Annotated in this window: 22 protein-coding genes and 2 pseudogenes; 15 read left to right on the forward strand and 9 right to left on the reverse strand. The window is 49.5% G+C overall.

Annotated features, from left to right (window positions below; all coding sequences use genetic code 11):
* The first annotated feature begins 162 nt into the window (after window positions 1–162).
* The 6 genes and pseudogenes from JOD01_RS04985 to JOD01_RS05010 all read left to right on the forward strand — a co-directional run.
* Window positions 163–1398 carry a DNA polymerase IV gene (locus JOD01_RS04985; protein ID WP_204517137.1) on the forward strand — a complete coding sequence of 412 codons (1236 nt, stop codon included), beginning with the start codon at window positions 163–165 and terminating at the stop codon, window positions 1396–1398.
* Window positions 1395–1769 (forward strand): YhjD family protein, encoded by a 375-nt coding sequence (locus JOD01_RS04990; RefSeq protein ID WP_204517138.1) that lies wholly within the window; start codon window positions 1395–1397, stop codon window positions 1767–1769. The genes JOD01_RS04985 and JOD01_RS04990 overlap by 4 nt, the downstream gene beginning before the upstream one ends.
* Window positions 1759–2100: a YolD-like family protein gene (locus JOD01_RS04995; RefSeq protein WP_204517139.1), complete on the forward strand. Its 342-nt coding sequence runs from the start codon at window positions 1759–1761 to the stop codon at window positions 2098–2100. Before JOD01_RS04990 ends, JOD01_RS04995 begins: the two co-directional genes overlap by 11 nt.
* 183 nt (window positions 2101–2283) lie before the next feature.
* Window positions 2284–2571, forward strand: coding sequence for a hypothetical protein (locus JOD01_RS05000; protein WP_204517140.1), 288 nt, complete (start codon window positions 2284–2286; stop codon window positions 2569–2571).
* 171 nt (window positions 2572–2742) lie between these two features.
* On the forward strand, window positions 2743–2994 hold the full coding sequence (locus JOD01_RS05005; protein ID WP_204517141.1) for a spore coat protein CotJB: 252 nt from the start codon (window positions 2743–2745) through the stop codon (window positions 2992–2994).
* Window positions 2995–3005: 11 nt separating this feature from the next.
* Window positions 3006–3104: pseudogene (locus JOD01_RS05010) on the forward strand (manganese catalase family protein); the annotation flags it as partial.
* Between the two features lie 26 nt (window positions 3105–3130).
* Here JOD01_RS05010 and JOD01_RS05015 read toward each other — a convergent pair.
* Window positions 3131–4603, reverse strand: coding sequence for a recombinase family protein (locus JOD01_RS05015; protein WP_204517142.1), 1473 nt, complete (start codon window positions 4601–4603; stop codon window positions 3131–3133).
* 193 nt (window positions 4604–4796) lie between these two features.
* On the opposite strand from JOD01_RS05015, the gene JOD01_RS05020 reads away from it, so the two are divergent.
* Window positions 4797–4970 carry a hypothetical protein gene (locus JOD01_RS05020; protein WP_204517143.1) on the forward strand — a complete coding sequence of 58 codons (174 nt, stop codon included), beginning with the start codon at window positions 4797–4799 and terminating at the stop codon, window positions 4968–4970.
* A gap of 129 nt (window positions 4971–5099) precedes the next feature.
* On the opposite strand, the gene JOD01_RS05025 is transcribed toward JOD01_RS05020, so the two are convergent.
* Window positions 5100–5945, reverse strand: coding sequence for an MBL fold metallo-hydrolase (locus JOD01_RS05025; RefSeq protein ID WP_204517227.1), 846 nt, complete (start codon window positions 5943–5945; stop codon window positions 5100–5102).
* Between the two features lie 85 nt (window positions 5946–6030).
* On the opposite strand from JOD01_RS05025, the pseudogene JOD01_RS05030 reads away from it, so the two are divergent.
* Window positions 6031–6522, forward strand: a pseudogene (locus JOD01_RS05030) (manganese catalase family protein); the annotation flags it as partial.
* Between the two features lie 17 nt (window positions 6523–6539).
* Complete coding sequence (locus JOD01_RS05035; RefSeq protein ID WP_204517145.1) at window positions 6540–6755, forward strand: spore coat associated protein CotJA; 216 nt, start codon at window positions 6540–6542, stop codon at window positions 6753–6755.
* Between the two features lie 252 nt (window positions 6756–7007).
* Here the strand turns inward: JOD01_RS05035 and JOD01_RS05040 are convergent, their stop codons facing one another.
* Together JOD01_RS05040 and JOD01_RS05045 are read right to left on the reverse strand one after the other, a co-directional pair.
* Window positions 7008–7523 carry a C40 family peptidase gene (locus tag JOD01_RS05040; protein WP_204517146.1) on the reverse strand — a complete coding sequence of 172 codons (516 nt, stop codon included), beginning with the start codon at window positions 7521–7523 and terminating at the stop codon, window positions 7008–7010.
* A gap of 104 nt (window positions 7524–7627) precedes the next feature.
* Window positions 7628–9619 carry a methyl-accepting chemotaxis protein gene (locus tag JOD01_RS05045; protein WP_204517147.1) on the reverse strand — a complete coding sequence of 664 codons (1992 nt, stop codon included), beginning with the start codon at window positions 9617–9619 and terminating at the stop codon, window positions 7628–7630.
* 162 nt (window positions 9620–9781) lie between these two features.
* On the opposite strand from JOD01_RS05045, the gene JOD01_RS05050 reads away from it, so the two are divergent.
* The gene (locus JOD01_RS05050; RefSeq protein ID WP_239565199.1) at window positions 9782–10813 is read left to right on the forward strand and encodes a M15 family metallopeptidase; all 1032 of its coding nucleotides are present in this window, start codon (window positions 9782–9784) and stop codon (window positions 10811–10813) included.
* Between the two features lie 561 nt (window positions 10814–11374).
* Window positions 11375–12571 carry an aminotransferase-like domain-containing protein gene (locus JOD01_RS05055; protein ID WP_204517148.1) on the forward strand — a complete coding sequence of 399 codons (1197 nt, stop codon included), beginning with the start codon at window positions 11375–11377 and terminating at the stop codon, window positions 12569–12571.
* Window positions 12572–12625: 54 nt separating this feature from the next.
* Here JOD01_RS05055 and JOD01_RS05060 read toward each other — a convergent pair whose 3' ends face one another.
* Window positions 12626–13480 carry a HipA family kinase gene (locus tag JOD01_RS05060; RefSeq protein WP_204517149.1) on the reverse strand — a complete coding sequence of 285 codons (855 nt, stop codon included), beginning with the start codon at window positions 13478–13480 and terminating at the stop codon, window positions 12626–12628.
* Window positions 13481–13912: 432 nt separating this feature from the next.
* Between JOD01_RS05060 and JOD01_RS05065 the strand changes: the two genes are divergently transcribed.
* Window positions 13913–14344, forward strand: coding sequence for a MarR family winged helix-turn-helix transcriptional regulator (locus tag JOD01_RS05065; RefSeq protein WP_338028525.1), 432 nt, complete (start codon window positions 13913–13915; stop codon window positions 14342–14344).
* A 111-nt stretch (window positions 14345–14455) separates the two neighbouring features.
* On the forward strand, window positions 14456–14680 hold the full coding sequence (locus tag JOD01_RS05070) for a hypothetical protein (protein WP_204517151.1): 225 nt from the start codon (window positions 14456–14458) through the stop codon (window positions 14678–14680).
* A 56-nt stretch (window positions 14681–14736) separates the two neighbouring features.
* Here the strand turns inward: JOD01_RS05070 and JOD01_RS05075 are convergent, their stop codons facing one another.
* The 4 genes from JOD01_RS05075 to JOD01_RS05090 form a co-directional block, all read right to left on the reverse strand.
* Window positions 14737–15063, reverse strand: a complete 327-nt coding sequence (locus tag JOD01_RS05075) for a hypothetical protein (protein ID WP_204517152.1) — start codon at window positions 15061–15063, stop codon at window positions 14737–14739.
* A gap of 89 nt (window positions 15064–15152) precedes the next feature.
* Window positions 15153–15299 (reverse strand): hypothetical protein, encoded by a 147-nt coding sequence (locus tag JOD01_RS05080; RefSeq protein WP_204517153.1) that lies wholly within the window; start codon window positions 15297–15299, stop codon window positions 15153–15155.
* Window positions 15300–15821: an isoprenylcysteine carboxyl methyltransferase family protein gene (locus JOD01_RS05085; protein ID WP_204517154.1), complete on the reverse strand. Its 522-nt coding sequence runs from the start codon at window positions 15819–15821 to the stop codon at window positions 15300–15302. It abuts the gene before it with no gap.
* 4 nt (window positions 15822–15825) lie between these two features.
* Window positions 15826–16896 (reverse strand): type III polyketide synthase, encoded by a 1071-nt coding sequence (locus JOD01_RS05090; RefSeq protein WP_204517155.1) that lies wholly within the window; start codon window positions 16894–16896, stop codon window positions 15826–15828.
* Window positions 16897–17039: 143 nt separating this feature from the next.
* Between JOD01_RS05090 and JOD01_RS05095 the strand changes: the two genes are divergently transcribed.
* A complete protein-coding gene (locus JOD01_RS05095; RefSeq protein WP_204517156.1) occupies window positions 17040–17300 on the forward strand; it encodes a DUF2573 family protein in 261 nt (86 codons plus the stop codon).
* Window positions 17301–17447: 147 nt separating this feature from the next.
* A complete protein-coding gene (locus JOD01_RS05100) occupies window positions 17448–19151 on the forward strand; it encodes a diguanylate cyclase (protein WP_204517157.1) in 1704 nt (567 codons plus the stop codon).
* The last annotated feature ends 32 nt before the right edge of the window (window positions 19152–19183 follow it).

Consider the following 19183-nt stretch of genomic DNA (forward strand, 5'->3'; position numbering starts at 1 on the left):
AACGAATTCTAGCCTCACGTTCAATGACGGGGAAGATCCGGTTTTTCACCAGCTCCTCGAAAAAAATTTCCAGCAAATTTCGGGCAGATTGAGCGTATAAATAGGAACAAATGTTTGGTATAATAGGTAAGGAAACATATGTTCTGGTTTGGGGGAGTGTGCATGGCAGGAAAACGGGTTATTTTTCTGGTCGACATGCAAAGTTTTTACGCCAGTGTGGAAAAAGCAGCCAATCCTTCCATTCGCGATCAACCAGTAGTAGTAGCGGGTGACCCGCAGCGGCGCAGCGGAGTTGTGCTGGCAGCCTGTCCAATCGCCAAATCGTTCGGGGTTACCACGGCGGAGGCATTGTGGCAAGCTGAGCAAAAGTGCCGGCATCTGGTCGTAGTGCGTCCGCGGATGGAGCGATACATCCAGGTATCGCTGCAGATTACCCGGATTTTCGAGGCGTTCACCGATCTGGTTGAGCCTTATTCCATTGATGAACAATTTTTGGATGTCACCGGCAGTTTGCGGCTGTTTGGCGATCCCTGCCAATTGGCGCAAACGATCCGGGAGCGGGTTTTACAAGAAACCGGGGTCGTCTGCCGCGTGGGGATCGGGGAGAATAAAGCGCTGGCCAAGATGGCTTGTGACAACTTTGCCAAAAAAAGAGCGGACGGAATCTTTTGGCTGAAAAAGGAAGAGTTGGCCGACACGCTTTGGAAATTGCCGATTGAAAAATTGTTCGGCGTCGGCTCGCGGATGAAACGGCATTTCCACCGCATCGGGGTATACCAAATCGGCCAGTTGGCTGCGCTTTCCCCCGCTTTGCTCAAACGCCGCTGGGGAGTAAACGGCGAAGTGCTGTGGAGTACTGCGCACGGGTTGGACGATTCGCCCGTTTCGCCAAGGACGCATGACCAGCAAAAAGGGATTGGCCACCACATGACACTGCCGCGCGATTATCATACGGAAGCGGAAATCAAGGTCGTCCTGTTGGAGCTTTGCGAAGAGGTTTGCCGCCGCGCGCGCAGCAAACAGCTGATGGGGGATGTCGTCTCCGTTGGCTGCCGGGGGGCGGACATGACGGCCGCAACGGGCTTCTGGCGGCAAGTGACGCTGCCTGATCCGACCAATGACGCCATGACGCTTTATCAGGCAGTTTGCCGCCTGTTTGACACCTATTGGCAGCATACGCCTGTGCGCAGCGTCGGGGTCAATCTGGGACGGCTGGTAAGCGATCAGGTGTACCAGCTCAATCTATTCGAAGACAACGGAAAAAAACGGTCGCTCGCCCGTGCGATGGATCATATTCGCGCCCGTTTTGGAAACGATGCGATTTTGCGGGCGGTTTCCTTGCTGGCGGCGGGGCAGGCGCAGGAGCGGGCTCGTAAAATCGGGGGGCATTACAAGTGAAGCAGCCGCATCCGGAAGGCAACTGGCGGGAGCTTTTGCATGAATGCGTATTGTTCGGCCTGCTGTTTAAGGCAGCGATGGCGGATCAGCAGCGGTTTGGCGCGCTCCCATTGAAGCTGTCCTACCAGCTGGTGCTGGAAGAACTGTCGCGTTGGGCGGAGCGACGCCATCACCAGTTGAAGCGAACCTTGAAACAAATGGGCTGTGAACTGTTGCTTAGCCGCAAGCAGGGCAGCACTTATGTCGTTCAGGTGCGCGTCAGGGGTTATCAGCGGGAGGCGATTTATTCGATTGAATTGTTGCGGGCCGAGTGTCAGCAACAGCTCAACTTATGGGCCAAACAGCGAGAGGAGGTTCACTATGAACCATAAGCCGACTTCCAAAAAAGAAAATCTGTTTGCAGCCAGCCGATTCGTTTTGCCGGAGCATCGGGAGCTTTACTTGCGGATCAAGGAAGAGGAAGCGAGATATCGCCCGCCGGACTTGGATGAAGAGCAACAGGCGGAACTGAGCGAGCAAGTCACCGCCGCTTTTCAGCAACAAGTCCGGGTCAGGCTGACCTATTACGATGGACGGACAGCCAGACAATGCAGGGGACACGTCGTCCATCTCGACCAAGCCGCCCGGCGAATCAAGCTGCGAAGCGATGAGCAGGTCATCTGGATTCCTTTTGTTGCTGTGCTTGAGCTGCGCTTTGAATAAAAAAAGCGCGGTCGCGGCAATGCCGATGGGCAAAGCAGAGGCTGAAGGGGAAAAACAGAAAAATGAACGGTTTTTTCCTGTTTTTTAAGAAAATTGCCTTTTGCCATTCATGGCCAGGCAAGGTATGATGGGTATTGTCTCGATCAAGCGAGAAGTAAAGTGACGAACAAAAGGGGATTGTTCATGCAAGCACAGGAGATTAGCGTTTTATTGACAAAATACGCGGAGCAGATGACCGCAAAACGGTGGGCCGATTTTATACGGCAATTGGAACAAAAGGGACTGTATATGGTCATTGAAACGGACACCAACGGCCGGATGATGAGCCCGTTAGGCGGATTGATGCCCATTCCATGCAAAAATGAAACGTTTCATATTTGTACGGTTGAGGAATTGGAGCAAAGGGGTCTCGCAGTGGGACACCATATCCTGGTGAAAGCAAGAAACAAAACCGAAGCAGCAAACGGCTAAGCCGCATAAAGATTACCGAAAAGCCGACATAGAGCAGAGGAGCGCCGCGTTGTACGCGGGCTCTTTTTTTGTTGACGGCAACAGCAGGGGAAATTGGGCTTGGCGACAGGGACGGACGAATGCCTAACTGCATACGGTAGAAAGTAGGCAGATGTGAAGGGGAGGAAAATCATGGAGAACGATGATACTCTTCGGAGATTACAAGAAGTACAGTTCGCTCTCGTCGAGTTGCAGTATTACTTGGACATGAATCCGGAAGACCAGCGGGCCGTCCACCAGTATAATTTTCTTTCCGATGAATTGCAGCATTTAAAGCATGAGTATGAAATGCAGCACGGCCCTCTGCTGCAATATGGCCATTCCAAATCGCCCAGCTGCTGGGTGTGGGGCAACACTCCTTGGCCATGGGAAATTGACTATTGAGGTGAAGTAGTGTGTGGATCTATGAAAAAAAGCTGGAAATTCCGGTACGGGTCAGCCGTCCGGACCCGCAGATGGCGAAATTTTTAATCACCCAATACGGCGGACCGGAGATGCCTAAAGGGAAAACACGACAAGGCTAAACCGAGAATGTAATCTCGATCTGGCTTCCATCATATACCGTTACCTGATGAACGAGCTCGCGTACAATGTTTTTCAACCGGTCTCGATCATCATCCGCGACGACTTCCTTCAACACGGCAATGCGCTCGCGAATTTTCTTCTGCACGACTTCGGGAGAGATTTCGGTTTGCAGCGTTTTTTCCAATGCTTGAATCTTTTGCAGAACTTCGGTTTTTTCCGCGGCAAGGCGCTGCTTTGCATCGAGCAGCTGCTGTTCATCCAATATGCCGATTTCAAAAGCGCGGATTTGACGTTGGAAACGTTCGTCGAGGAAGGCCAGCTGTCGTTTGGCTTGCGTTATATCCCCGCGCAACTGTTGTTCCTGAACAACCACGGTCGGAACGGGCACTGTCAGATCACACTGGCCAAAGGAGATGATTTCGTTGATGACTTGTTCATCGAGAACCGAGGAGTGTATGTAATGATGAAAGCAGCGTCCTTTTTTCGAATAGCCAGAACAAAGGTATTTGACAGGGGGCCTATACTCCCGATTCCTGGCGCGTTTTATCGCGGTGTTCAAGCCGTACATTTTGGAGCCGCAATGGCCGCAAAAGACAATGCCGGAAAGGAGAAAATCGCTATGTTTGGAGCGGGGGGCTGCCCGTTGATGTTGTTCCAGCACGGCCTGCAACCGCTCATAGGTGGCGGAGTCCAGAATCGGTTCATGGGTGTTTTCCACGAATAGCCACTCGCTGGAAGGGCGCTCGACCGTTTTTCCCTTTTTTCGCGTGTGTTGGTTCCATACAAGATTGCCGCGCAACATTTCGTTGTCCCAGAGAAAAATCCGGACGGCTTTTGAAGTCCATTCTCGACCGCGCTTCGTCAGCACATGATGCTCATTTAACATTTTAGCGATATTCCAGGTACCGTGCCCGTTCAAGGCCATCTCGGCCATTTTCCGTACCCATTTTGCCTCTTGTTCATTGACGACGTATTGACCGGCAACAACATCATAGCCGAAGCAAGGGGTAGTGACGGCTTTTCCCTGTTTGGCGGCATGGTACATGTTCTCCCGGACCCGCTCCGCAATGCGTTCGCGCTCAAACTCGGCGAAAACTCCGAGCAGCTGCAGCACCATTCGCCCGACAGCGGTGCCGGTATCGAATGTTTCAGAAGCGGATTTGTACGTGCATTGATAGACATCCAGTTCTTCCACAAAAGTGAGAAGATCGATCAAACGGCGGGTAAGACGGTCAATTTTCGTGGTCATTACCATTTGAATCCGCCGGTTGCGGATATTTTCCATCAGCCGTTGAAAAGCGGGCCGGTTGGTGTCCTTGGCAGAATAGCCATCGTCAATGTAGAATTCGTAGTCATGCCAGCCATGCGCAATACAGAAGGCTTTGAGGCGGTCCTTTTGCTCAGGGATAGAGAACCCTTCCCTGGCTTGCTCCTCGGTGCTCACACGAATATAAAGCGCTACTTTCATGCCACTCCCCCCCTGAATAGATTCATATGCAGCAGTTCTTCCATGTCTTCTGCTGGACGAATCGGTTTTTCAGGGGAGCGTTCCTGAAATCGCATCACTTGCGAAACCAAATGGGGGTGGTTGACGAACTCAATTTAGTCCCGTCCAGGTGTCCACCATGCATACATAAATGAAAAGGAAAGAGGGTGGTCGCGTGGCAAAAAGGCAGAAACCAATCACGATATTGCCGCCTAAAGTCTATCTCAGCTCAACCGGGGAGACCGTGGACATGACCCCGGAATTAAAAAAAATTGCAAGCAAAAGATGCGCGGAAGCACTGGTCAAATGGGCAACCGGAACCGTCATGAAGGATATGGGCATCGGGTGAACCGATGCTGAGCGGACAAGCCCGTTCCAAGCTGCAAAGTTGCGCTCGCCTGCCTATGGTGCCAAAGGCTCACTTCGCCTTATGCTCTTGACACCATAAACTTCGGAAAAGACGTTCCGAAGTCGGGAGTCAGTTTACATACTTTCCGTAATCCGGCTTGGCCATCTGATCAAAATTTTCCACCAATTTTTCCAGACTGTCTGTTAGCAATTGACCAGACATTGGCAAGCCATGTCCAGTCACCGCCACCGTTGGTTTCAATGCGGCTAACTTCATGACAGACTGTTTGGCAGCGTTCCAATCGGTGGTCAAATATCTGGGCGGACCACTGATTTCTTGTTCTTGTGTGAAAACGTTATATAAATACTCTTGTTTAACAGTGACAAAAGCATCTCCTGCTAGTAATGCCCTGTCGGTTTCCCGAAACAGTGAAACATGGCCGGGGGAATGTCCAGGGGTATGAATCCACTTGAATCCTGGCATATAGGGTACAGATCCGTCGGCAGGCAATGGTTTTACATGATTGCCCAAATGAATCGGCTCAGTAGGAAACAAGGGCGACATTTTTGCGACCAGGCCCCCCTCAACCGTTGGATCTGGTTCCGGATAGCTTTTCTGCCCGACTAAGTAAGGCATTTCCAACTCATGTGCGTAGACAGGAACTTCCCAATGTTTCACTAACTCAATAACAGCTCCAACATGGTCGAAATGTCCATGAGTTAAGATAATCGCCTTGGGACGACTGTTCGTGCCAAAACGGTTTTCTGAAACGGAGATAATTTCCTCCGCCGAACCGGGCATCCCTGCATCAACCAATACAAAATCTGTTGTTCTTGGATCACCAACCAACTGAATATTTACGATTTGTACGGTATAGCTGTACAGGTCTGGTAATGCCTCTACCCCCGTACCGCTCCCAATCGAAGTTGTGGGGATGAACTTATAATCACTGCCGTAAGACATCTGCTGGTCCATAAACGATTCCTCCTGCTTCAACTTGAATCCCTCCTTAACGTTCCCTAACAAGGCAAGATAAAACAAAAAATGATTACCTTCGCGACGATACGGCGGACCGGACGGAGAGTTGTCAGCCGCGCTGCGTTATTTGAATCAACGCTATACAATGCCCAATGAGAAAGCAAAAGCGCTGTTGACCGATATTGGCACAGAAGAGCTGGGGCATATGGAAATTATCGCTACCCTCGTTTATAAACTGTTGAAAGATCTGACCCCGGAAGAGATGCGGGCCGCAGGCTTGGGCAGCCATTATGCCGATCATGAAAAGGCGTTGTTTTATACCGATGCTTCGGGGAATCCGTGGACGGCTGCTTACGTTCAGGCAAAAGGCGATCCGATCGCCGATTTGGCAGAAGATATTGCCGCCGAAGAAAAGGCGCGGGCCACATACCAAGCTTTGATCAACCTGACTGATGATCCCGATCTGATTCAAGTGCTGCGCTATTTGCGGGAACGCGAAGTCGTACACTCCCAGCGTTTTCGCGAAGCGCTGTATCTCGTTGAAGAAGAATACGATCCAAACAGGTATTGTTAGGAAGGAGCGACAGGAAGATGGGGTACCAATATCCGGGACTTGGGTATGACCAAGGATACATGCCGCCGTACGGGCCGGGAGTGAGCGGATACCAGCGGCATGTCTATCCACCGATTCACGTTCCACCGGCGAAGGCTTTCCCGCCAGATCCTTATATCGATCAATTTCCTTTACCGGAAGCGTTGCAGACGGGAACGCTGTTTCGCTGGCTCTATGATCCATACGGCAAATGAGGGTTATCTGAAAAAGGTGGAGGCAGGCGACAACATGTGAGGTTTTGGTTCGGCATTGCCCCGGACTTAAAACCTCTTTGTTTTACCTTTAAGCGGACGGCCGTTGCTGAAAAAATCGCCCAGTTCCTCCGCCGCCGACCAATCCGCAGGGGACTGGCGCCGTCTCAGGCCTAATATTTTGCGACAAACAAGAGCCGCCTGAAAACCAGACGGCCTCTTGCCGTTCCACAGAAAACGGCGGCGGGGGTAAGCTTACGTATCCAGTTTAAAAGTAAATTTTGGGTGTTGATAAATCAGCTGAAACTCGTCGCGTTCCAGCAGATTTTGGTATAAGTCTTCGGGAGAAAACAGGAAAAAATCGTTGCGAAAGGTAATCTGGGCCCCGTAATAATAGGCAAGCCATATCAATTTGGAACAATAGATCCCCGTCCACGGGTCGTAAAGCGGTGAACTGGAGGAAACGGAGTAGACGGGTTCATTTTTGCCCTGTTGCAGATTTTCTTGGTACGTTTTCAGATAATCCAATGCGCAATAGGCGACGCGTTCGCCCAATTCCTTTGAGACGGGCCGGAACTGGACATGGATCGGATGGACGCGTAAAAAATCGCTGATCGGCACTTTTCGGATAAACGGCAACTCATCTGTCGCTTCGACGAGAAACTGCGAATCGGCAACGAGGGCAGAATGCCCCATATAGCCAATCGGAATTGGCAATACATTGTCGCAGGCGATCAAAATATCGCCGGGTGCAAAATTTCGCTCTGTCATGCTACCACCTCACCTCCATCGTATTCAGGCGTTCCCCCAGGTGTCAGCAGTAAAAAAACTCTTCTCCGATCGGAGAAGAGTGGGGAAAAACAGCTAAGGAGCGATTACATAAGCTTAAACTTTTGCACAGTTTCTTGCAGTGTATCCGCCAGCAGGTCAAGATTTTTCGCTGACTTGCTCAGCTCGGAAAGCGTCGAAGATTGTTCCGTCAGGGAAGCGGTCATTTCTTCCGTTGAAGCGGCCGTTTCCTGTGAGAGCGCAGCCAGCTGGGTCATTACTTCGGTAACGCCCACCGAAGATTGTTCCATGCGTTGGGTGGCCTCAGATACATTGCGGGTGCTGTGCAAAATGCCATCGAGCGCGGCCACAATATTATGCAAAAAGAGGGAGATCTGCTGGAACACTTCCGTTCCTTTTTCCGCCTCCGTTTTGCCATTCAGGATAAAAGTTACCGCCGATGAAGTCTCCTGGCGAATTTCATGAATGACAAAAGCGATTTCCTCGGCTGCCTTTTCGGACTGTTCCGCCAGTTTGCGCACCTCATCGGCTACCACGGCAAAGCCTCGACCGGCTTCTCCGGCTCGGGCCGCTTCAATGGCCGCATTGAGCGCGAGCAGGTTGGTTTGACCGGAGATTTGCGTGATCATGGTCACCATTTGCTCGATTTTGTGCATCTTTTGTTCCAGCGCAACGATCTGATTCGCCGATTGATCGGTCGTTTGCCGGATCGTCTCGATTTGCTCGTTCGCGGCTGCGATTCCGTGCAAGCTTTGTTTGGCCTGGCCATCCACATTATCGGTCAATTTCTGCAAATCGCGCATTCTCTGGTGAATGCTGGAGATTTCTTGATGCAGCCGATCCATCTCCCCCGCGGCATATTCCACTTGTGAGCTTTGGTTTTCATTGCCGCTTGCCAATTCAACCATCGCCGCCGAAATATGCGTGATACCATCGGAAATGGAAGCAGAGCTGCCAGTCAGCCGGGAAGACGCTTCGGCAACCTGATTGCTGTTTGTCTGAGCTTGCGTCAACAGGTTGCGCAAATTGTCAATCATTTCATTGACATGAAGCCCCAATTGCTGAAATTCCATTGCCCGGCTTTTGACAACCAGTTTTTGACTCAAGTCACCTTGACTGACACGCTTGGTTAAATTTGTAACCAATTGAAGAGTGCGGACAAAATAGCCGGACAAGACAAACGTCAACAGCGCTGCCAATAAAATAATGATCAGACAGCTGATCGCTTTATTCAGGAGGAGCTGGTTGATTGCCTGACTGATCTCTGAAGCGGGCAGCTGCACGACTACGCCCCAGTTGACCCCGTTCATCGATGTGGGAATGGACCGATAGGAACCGAACATATCAATCCCTTTGGAATCGATCCAGGTGCGTGATCCGCTTTCGCCCTTGATAGCGCCGGCGACCGCTTTATTGTCCGTAAAGCTGATCTGTTTGATCACAAACTCGTCAAACTGCGGATGGGCGATCACGATTCCTTGTTGATCGGTCAGGTAGGCGAAACCAGCCTTCCCGGGATGGACATCGTTGATCAAGCTTTGCATATTGGACAAGTCCAGATTGGCGCACAGTGCGGCGATGACTTCTCCTTGTGCATTTTTGATCGGATAGGACATTGTCACGGTCGGACGATTGGATGTTTTGGAAATGTACGAGCTGCTAATAAAAATATTTCCCTTGATTGCCTGTTGGAAATAATCTCGATCGGAGCGATCGCCATTTTGTCCGCTGCCGTTGCGGGCGATTTGCATGCCGGTTTTATCGATCACCGTAATCAATTCAAAGTAAGGCATTAACCGGGTCGTTTTGTTCAACATTTCGGATTGCTGCTGCGGATCGCCAGACACAATGGCGGGATCGGCGGACAAACTTTGCAAGGCGATATCGGCATCGTGAATGCGGTTGGCGATCATCCGGGTAATATCCTCGGCGAGTATGGATGTTTGCTCCGTATATCGGTCAACCGTGCTTTGCCGGCTCTCCCGGTAGGACAGAATCGTCAAAGAAATAGCGGTAATCAAAACGATGGACAGCATAAGGCAAAGTAAAATGGTTCGAAAGCGGAATAAACGTATCATTAGTCCATCTCCAATTTTTTGATTTTATACGCACATATACCCTTCCTTTCCTTACATCAAACCGGGAACGCCAAATAGCACGGGGGATTGGTTTTTTGTTTGCAAATGCAGCAAATGGTATGATATACCAGTGGAAACAAGTTGTACGTCAGGAGGAAACCCATGCAACCGACAAAAAAATGGCTGCAAAACATCGTGTTCTCCATGTTAGTCGCCATGCTGGCAAGCGGCTGCCAGCTTTTTGGGAAGCAGCAGGGAAACGGAGAAAGCAGTCCGCCGCCTGCAACACCGACGGTTCCGTCCGATCAGGCAGAGCACCCGCCAACAGCAGATCCTGTCCTTTTTCCTGACATCCCACGGGAGATTACGCTTCCGCCCGGCGGCAAGCTCGATTTGCCGCAAGTGAACGGATTAACCTACGCTTCAACGAACCCTGACTTGCTGGCTATTGGCCAGGATGGTTTGGCGATTTCGGCGGATGCCAAGACCGGTCAGCAAGCGATCCTGAGAATGAAGCTGGCAGGTGAAACGAAAGAGACCGTGGTGAAAATAAAAGCCTCTTTGGGCGACACGATAAAAACGGTGAACGGCATACCGACCGTGACCAATCCGGAAGATTTGAGCGTAGTTGTCAACAAGCAGCGGTCGCTGCCGCCAGGATATGTTCCGCAAGATCTGGTGGCACCTAATGTGCCGTTCAGCTTCCAGGAAAAAAGCGAAAAACGCTTGATGCGGCGGGAAGCAGCGAGCGCTCTGGAAAAAATGTTCGCGGCGGCGAAAGAAGAGGGCGTCACCTTGCTCGGGGTTTCTGCTTACCGCTCAGAGGCGACGCAAAAGGGGCTGTTTGCCTATTATGTGGAAACCCAAGGCTTGGAACATGCCGAACGGTTTAGCGCGCACCCTGGTAAAAGCGAGCATCAGACAGGCTTGGCCATTGATGTTTCCGGTCGTGATGCCGCTACCAGATTGGAACAAACCTTTGCCGAAACGATAGAGGGAAAATGGCTGGCCGCCCATGCCCATCAGTTTGGGTTTATTATCCGCTATCCCAAAGGAAAAGAGGAAATGACCGGCTATGCGTATGAACCGTGGCATATCCGTTATGTAGGAGTGAACATGGCCAAAGAGATCGCCGAACAAGGCATTACTTTGGAACAATACTTTGCCGATTCGCTCCCTGTCAGCGGAAAATAGCGGGAAAGTCAGCAAAAAACGAGAACATACGAAACTAAAACATATAGATCAGCCCAACCATGGCGAGGATGCTCAAGACTGCAATCGTGATGATTGCCGCAGTTTGTCTGGTGCGAGCTTTCATGTCGTTTACCTCCACTTTTTTCGCTTAGTATCCCCAATTCCGGCCGGAACAAGCGAAGAAGAGGCATTGCAACAATTTTTTGCTGCAATGCCTCTTCTGTTCCTGAAGTATTTTACAGGGAAGCTTAATCGCAACTGCGACGACGGCGGGCTTTCACCAATAAACGTTGACCAGGTCTTAACACAACGGTGATCGTACGACGGCGGCTACTACTCATGATGTCACCCCCCTTGCTGTACAGTTAATGTATTGTATGATCGGAAGACGAGGATGGTCTGGACAAGTGTTACAGGTTAAATTAACCAAATTTCCATCGGCAGGTATTTAACTGGAAATCCGGACGCAGGCGACAGCAGTCCGCAAGAAAATTATTTGACTTTTCACTTTTATAGGTGTAGAGTTTAGGCAAAAAAAGAGAAGAATCAGGAGTGTTTACTATGGCTGTACGATATGCAAACCGAATGAATTCACTGAAAGCCTCAGAAATTCGCGAGATTTTAAAAGTCACGGAAAAACCGGAAGTAATTTCCTTTGCCGGCGGTCTCCCAGCCCCAGAATTGTTTCCCGTTGAGGAAATGAGAGAGGTTGCGTCCCTCGTCTTGGCGGAAAGCGGCAGACAGGCACTTCAATATGCAACGACAGAAGGCTTTGGCCCGCTTCGTCAAAAACTGGCAGACCGGATGAATCGCAAGTTGCAAACCAACGTGACGGCCGACGATATTTTGATTACGAGCGGTTCGCAACAAGGGCTTGATTTTACCGGAAAAGTATTTCTCGATGAAGGCGATATTGTACTTTGTGAAAGTCCGTCTTATTTGGGGGCGATTAATGCTTTCAAAGCGTACGGACCGAAATTTGTGGAAGTGCCGACAGATGATGAAGGTTTGATTAGCAGTGAATTGAAAGAAATTTTGGAAAAAGTCCAACCAAAATGCATTTACGTTATTCCCGATTTCCAAAATCCAACAGGGAGATCTTGGACGCTGAAGCGCAGACAAGAGTTCATGGAAATCATCAATCATTATGAAATTCCGGTCATTGAGGACAATCCATACGGCGAGCTGAACTTTGAAGGGGAGATTTTGCCGTCATTGAAATCGATGGATACAAAAGGCTTGGTTATCTTTTTGGGCACCTTCTCCAAAATTTTCTGCCCGGGTTATCGGATTGGCTGGGTTGCGGCGAGCCAGGAAATTTTGGAAAAATATATTATGATCAAGCAGTCGGCAGATTTGCATACTTCTTCCATCAGCCAACGGGAGATTGACAAATACTTGGAATTATACGACATTGATGAGAATATTGCCAAAATTAAAGAAGTTTACCGTAAACGGCGTGATCTGATGCTTGCCGAAATGGAAAAGGAATTCCCGGACAATGTGAAATTCACTTATCCGAAAGGTGGATTGTTCACATGGGTTGAACTGCCTGCGCACGTTGATGCTCGCGAAGTGTTGCTCAAATGCGTGGAAAACAATGTGGCATTCGTGCCGGGGGGCTCTTTCTATCCTAACGGAGGAAACGAAAATACCTTCCGCCTGAATTATTCCAACATGCAAGAAGACAAAATTGTCGAAGGCATTCAGCGTTTGGGCAAAATTTTGCGCGAAGTGTTGCAGCCCCTTCCACAATAAGACCGACGAAATTTTTCCCAAAAGACCGAATAACCGAAGAAGTCACCTTCCTGATCAGGAGGGTGACTTTTTTTCGGTAAGCGACTTGTTGGGCAGCGCCGGTTCAGCGGACTTCGCCTTCCTTTTACGCAGGGCGATTTTTTTCTTGTAACGGAGCCAGCGCAACATCATATGACGGATTCGTTTTTGCCGGTAGAGCAACAAGTCCCGGATAAAAGACCGGATCGATGGGCTCAAATATTCCTCGGGAACCGTATCGAGCGCCTCGTCGATGACCGAACTGTCCAACTGCTCAATTTTGGCAATCATCGGCTCCAAATCGCTCTTGGTAACGGTTAATCGTGGGTACCCCCCGGAGTAGTAGAAGAAGCGGCGGGCGCGACGCCAATGCGGATGATTCCACGGATATTGCTTCCACCTTTTTGCGGGGCCATACAGGGAGTGGCCATGATCGATCAAGTACCAGTTGTATTTACTCGAGTCGTGATCGCGGTATAAAATCAGGTTTCGGCCAGCGCGGTCCGTATTGAGAATCCAGGCATCAAAAACAACAAGCTGACGAAGCAAGTCAAGATGATTCACATAGCGCTCCGGACTACGTCTTACCTTGGGATGGGCTTTGTCCCATCGTACGACTCGCTCCGCATTCGCCCGCACAGAGACAAAACCGTGCCGAATTTTTCCGGTGGGACTCATGATCGTTGCCGGTTCCATATCCGCAACAGGAAATCCCAAATGCTTGGCTAAGTACGCGGCGACAAATTCGTTTACAATCATTGGGCCGGCATGGAACCACTGGCGCTGTGTCGCAAATTTGAAATAGCCGCGCTCACCCTCCTGATTTTCCACCAGCCAAACGTGGCTGTGCGGGCGCTTTCGCCAAACCTTCTGACAATTCCACTCACTCATGGTGAAGAAGAACACCTCCTCATCAACCCGAGGTTTCCTACCAGTTTATGGGACTTCCCCCCATTTTGCCTGTGTACTTGTACGTGAGCCAAATGTGTAAAAGTACTTGAGCAACCGTTGAACGGGAAAACACCTCTTGACGGGGAGAAGCGAACTTGTCAAAGGAGCAGGAGCTTTTCCCAGAAAACGGATAATTTTTGCAATTTCGACTTTAAAAAAGCGAGAAAAAACTACTTGCCAATAAAAAAAAGTTGAGCTATTATATTCCATGCCGACGGTAAAGTTTTACTTTAAAACTATTTGAGCATCAACATAATGTACGAAAGAGATAGTCCCAGAATTAAAATAGCATTCCGGCGCTTGAACTGCGTTTCCTTTATCGTTTATAGTTTTACTATAAAAATATTTGACGATAAAGGTATGGGTGATTCCGTGGAAAATGATACGCGGCAACGGCAAATTGAGGACGTTTCGAAACATTTCTTTAAGATCTCGCAGTATTTTCTTCGACAATGGCTGGAAGAAGAGAATGAACGGTTAAGCGCCAAACAGTTTATACTACTGCGTGCATTGTTTGAGTTAAAACGTTGCACCGTATCGGAACTGGCTGCCGAGATTAATTTGTCAGCAAGTGCGACAACGATCGCTTTAAATAAGTTGGTCAAATCCGGTTATGTCCATCGGGTCCGTTGTGAAAATGACCGCCGAGTCGTCTGGGTGGAAGTAGCACCGGAAATCATTCCTTATATCAATCAGTTGATTGATAGACGACGGCAGATCATGGAACAGCTTTTGGAATCGTTAACCGATGAAGAATTGGCTCAATTCAAAATGTGCCTGCAGAAAATGAAGATGACTACATAGCACCCTTGAAAGGGGGGATGCAGCGAATTTTACCTCGCTGTGTGCAAGTAACGCTTTCAAGCAAACCAGAACGATTAGATTTAACAAGTAGAGATAGGAGTGTTTTCTATTATGAAAAAATTGAACGCTATGTTCGCTATTGCTTTAGTCGCTTCGCTTGGTTTTGTAAATTCGGCTGCTGCGAAAACAGATGACGATGATGCCAACACTTACAAAGCCGAACCTGTTTTTGCCATCTGGCAAAATCCGGTTTTCCAAGCACAACAACCAGCTCCAGCTGCACCAGCTGACACCACCTCTTTCCAATTTGTTCCGGAAAGCCCAGACAACGACTAATTTACATCCGTATCATATAGGAAAAGGCCTTCTCCAGTTGGGGAAGGCCTTTCTGCTTATCTTTGCTGCTGCAATTGATAGGAAGCGGTTTGCACGGCGCCGTATGGACTAACGGAACTAACCAGCTGTTGTTCCATTTGTTCGCACAGATTGAGCACCTGCTGGAGCCGTTGCATGGCAACTTCATGTCCTTGCATCGCTGCCTGGATCGTTTGGACGGCTTGAGTTTCCCGTTGCACCAGTTGTTGCAGAAGAGAAGCATTTTGTTGTTCTTGCTGCAACATGTTGCGGTAAACCTCATTGGATTGCGCCGTTTGCTGCAGCAGTTGCTGGGCCAACTGTCTGCATTGAGTGAGCTGTTGATTCGCATATCCTGTATTCATGGGGAAGAACCTCCTTTTTATAGAATCACTTACCTCGATTATCATTCTTTACTTCCGTTGCTTTTATGCAAAAGAAAGGATCAGAAAAACTACGGTTGCTTTTTTTCCTGCTCCTCCACCTGTTGCTCGTCCAAGTTGGTGCGGATGCGAATGATCGGACTGTCCGGGGGCGGGGCGATCACACGGTCGCTTAGTTCTTTAAAGTCGGGGAGAGTGGGTTCCTGTTCTCGGTTCATTCAAGTTTCCTCCTTTGCAAGTGTTTCCAAAGTTTCTTCTTCGAGCGGAATTCTTACGCGAAGCAACAGCCATAAATTGAGCAGCGTAAAGATCACAGCGGTTCCATAAGCGCCGAACGTAGCGGGAAGCGTATAAAGCTCAATCGCTACAATGCAATAATTGGGGTGGCGCAGAAAGCGGTACGGGCCGCGATTGACCAGGGAAGCGCCGGGCAAAACAAAAATTCGCGTATTCCAAAATCGGCCGAGACTGGCGATACACCAATATCTGCCGCATTGAGCCAACAGAAAACAGCCGAATGGAAGCCACCATAGTTGCGGCAAGCGACTGACCTGCAGGCTTTCGTACAGAAGACTGAGAAAAAAGCAAACGTGGAGCGCGACCAGATAGCGGTAGTGCCCGGCGCCCACTTCATACCCGCCTTGCGCTCGAATATAGGCAGCATTTCTCTTCGCCAATCCTACTTCCCACAGGCGTTGTATAATCACGGCCACATAGACAATCCCGAAAAACAGAAGCAAAAAATCACCTCGCTTCAAGCAAAATCAATTCGGAACTAAATCCGGGCCCGAGCGCAGAGACTAGTCCGTACTGTCGGGCCGACCAGTCTTTTTGCATACTTTTGGCCAACACAAACAAGACCGTAGGCGAAGACATGTTGCCGTATTCATTCAATACCGCTTCGGACAGACCGATCTGCTCTTGGGACAGGCCGAGTGTGTCCCGATAAGCGTCAAGAACTTTGGTTCCGCCCGGATGAAAGATAAACTGGCTGATTTGCGTCAGTTTGCTGTCAAACTCACTCAAAAATTGCTCAACATTTTGTCCCATTTTTTGTCTGACCAAAGTGGGGATGTCCCGGGAAAACAAAACCCGCAACCCCTGTTGCTGCAGTTCCCACCCCATAATATCCAGCGTATCCCGCCAAGTAGTAGTACGGCTGCCTAAAAACTGGAGGGCAGGGCTGGCATTCCGGTCCGCTGCTTTGGCGCGGTCGCCGGCGATCAGGACGGCAGCCGCGCCATCCGCAAACAAGGCAGAGGCCACCAGATTGGACTTGGATAAGTCCGAACGGATGAAAGTCAAGGAGCAAAGTTCAACAGCGATCAGCAAAACCAGCGATTCCGGGTAGGCTTTTGCATAGTCGGCAGCGCGCGACAAGCCCATCGCTCCGCCTGCGCACCCCAATCCCCAAAGCGGAATCCGCGTCACATTTTCTCGAAACGGGAGAAGGGAAACGAGGTGGGCATCGAGACTGGGGGTGGCGATCCCTGTGCTGGAGACGAGAACGACGCAATCGATTTGCTCCAGGGCAAGATCCATCCTTTGCAAACAGGCTTCGATCGCTTGTTTGCATAAAGCCGGCGCTAACTCCAGATACAGGCGGTTTTTTTCCGCGAAAGGATGGTCAGCGGTGAACCAATCCAGCGGGACAGCAAAATGACGCTTGCGGATTTGACTGGAGGCAAAAATTTTCAATAAACGGTCTATATCGGGAAACGCTTGTTCAAACAGCTCGCGGGACAAATGCATGGAATCCTGCTGAGCCACTTCATAGGGAGGAACGGCGGTTCCAACAGATAAGATCGAAGGCATGGATCACATCTCCACTTAGAGGTTGATTGCATTCTTTTCCATTTTCCCCCAATCCGGACAAACTCATTCCAAATGTGAGAAAACGCGCTTATTTTCCCGAGCAGATTCGTTATAATAATTAAAAAAAGAGAAGAGGGATTTGGATGAACGAAGCAAACAAGCTGCCGATTGCCGAATTGGAAGGGTTGCTGGAGAAATTTACCGAGCGCTTGACAGGAGAGGCCACCCCTGAACGAATCGAACTGGTGAAACTGTGGTGCCTGTTTGGGCATATGCAGCGGGTCATGCCGCCGCTTGTCCAGCATTGGGCCAGTGTAGCGGAACACCAAGAGGCGAAAGCGAAACTACGGGAAATCAATGAGCAAATCAAACAGTGGAATCAGGAGTTGCATAAGAAAGAATGAAGCGGCGCGGAAAAGGTGACTGTGACGAAAAGGGAGCAGCATAAAGAGGCACTTCTAGTATAGTAAAAAAGAACTGGTTTCAGCGTATGATTATAACGGGTATGTAACTAATCGGGCAAATTGTTGAAAACCTAAGGAGCGGGGGAGTTGTCTATCGTAAATCATTCCAGTGACTTTAAGAAAACAGAACAAGCAGAAAAGATACGCTTCCGTGGAAAAATTCAATTTCTTCGAGAACTGAACCAGTACATCCGGACATTAAAACAAAATCTGACCGAATATGGTCTCCACTATAACGATCAGACGGCGATCCTGATTTATCAAATTGGTACGGAATTGAAAGAGAGTGCGCCCTTTTTTGGATATGAGCAGTTTGCGGAAATGGCCGAACAGTTGATTCAAATGTGGAGCTGGGCGAAGGAAGCGGGAAAAGAACCGCCAGCAGACTTTTATAGGCAAACGAAGACAATTTTGAACGAAATGGCGGAAGAATGTGAAGTGCAACTTCGCGAGCTGGAAAATACTCGTAAGGAACAGGGGGCATATGAAGGCAGCGCGATTCAGCGCGGACGAATCTTGCTGATGGAATGCCACGGCTTTTTCTCCTCGTCGTTGATCCGTCGCCTGGAATCAGACGGGTATGAGATAGATGCTGTGGAAGATGTTGAATCGGCAAAAGAGATGTGTCGTGAGCGTAAGTATGACCTGATTGCGCTTGATCTTTTTTCCAGACCGGGCTATGGATACCCCTTGCTGGAATATTTGCGTGACAACCAACTGACCAAGTGGCTTCCATTGATTGTGCTCACGGATGCGGAGTATCACAATGAGAAAGTCCGCTGTTTACAGATGGGGGCGGACGATTTTATTACCAAGCCCTTTCATTATGAAGAAGTGGAAGCACGAATTCGCCAATTAATCTTGCGAAGCAAACATTATGAAGAAATGGCTTCAATCGATCCGTTGACCGGACTTTACAACCGCCGTTTTTTTAAGAGGCAACTGTTGATCGAAATGGACCGGTCGAAGCGAAGCAATACTCCGGTCTCCGTAGGTTTTCTCGATATTGATCGGTTTAAACAACTCAATGATACGTACGGCCACGCGGTGGGCGATCAGGTGTTGCAGGGGTTTGCCCATTTGCTGCAAAGCAGCATCAAATCGACGGACGTTTTGGCGCGCTTTGGCGGGGAAGAGTTTGTCATCCTGTTTCCGCAAAAGACCAAGACGGAAGCGGCCGAGCTGTTGGAAGAAATCCTTCAGCGGATGCGGGCGGAACCGATCGTCCAAGTAGAAGGGCAGGATTTTTTCATTACGTTTTCTGCCGGGGTGGCCCAGTATGACGAAAAAATGACAGCGGATGGCTGGCTGCATTTGGCTGACGAAAGCATGTACCTGGCCAAACAAAAAGGCCGAAACCGCATCATGATTTGCTCACGGACTGAGGATACGGAAGAAGCAAGCTCAACTCTGTTTACCCCGGTTAAGCGTGTTTTGATCGCGGATGACGACAAGTTTATTCGCTCGATTCTCAAATCGCGGCTCTCGGCTTTAAAGTTGAAGCTGTTCGAGGCAAAGGATGGCGAAGAAACCCTCCATCTGTTACAAACGATTCCGATTGATTTATGTATCCTCGATGGCATTATGCCAAAACTGGATGGATTTATGGTCTTGGAAAAAATGAAGCAAAATCCTCAATTGGCGACGACCCGGGTGTTAATGTTGTCCGGCAGAAATAAGGAGGACGATGTCGTGCGCGGGTTGTTGTTGGGGGCAGACGACTATATGTCGAAACCGTTCTCGCTTGTGGAGTTGGAGATACGCGTCAAACGGCTGCTCAATCTAAACTGAGCGAGGAACAAAAATATGATGATCTGGCATGA

This window comes from Brevibacillus fulvus (assembly GCF_016908525.1).
GTDB lineage: Bacteria > Bacillota > Bacilli > Brevibacillales > Brevibacillaceae > Brevibacillus_G > Brevibacillus_G fulvus.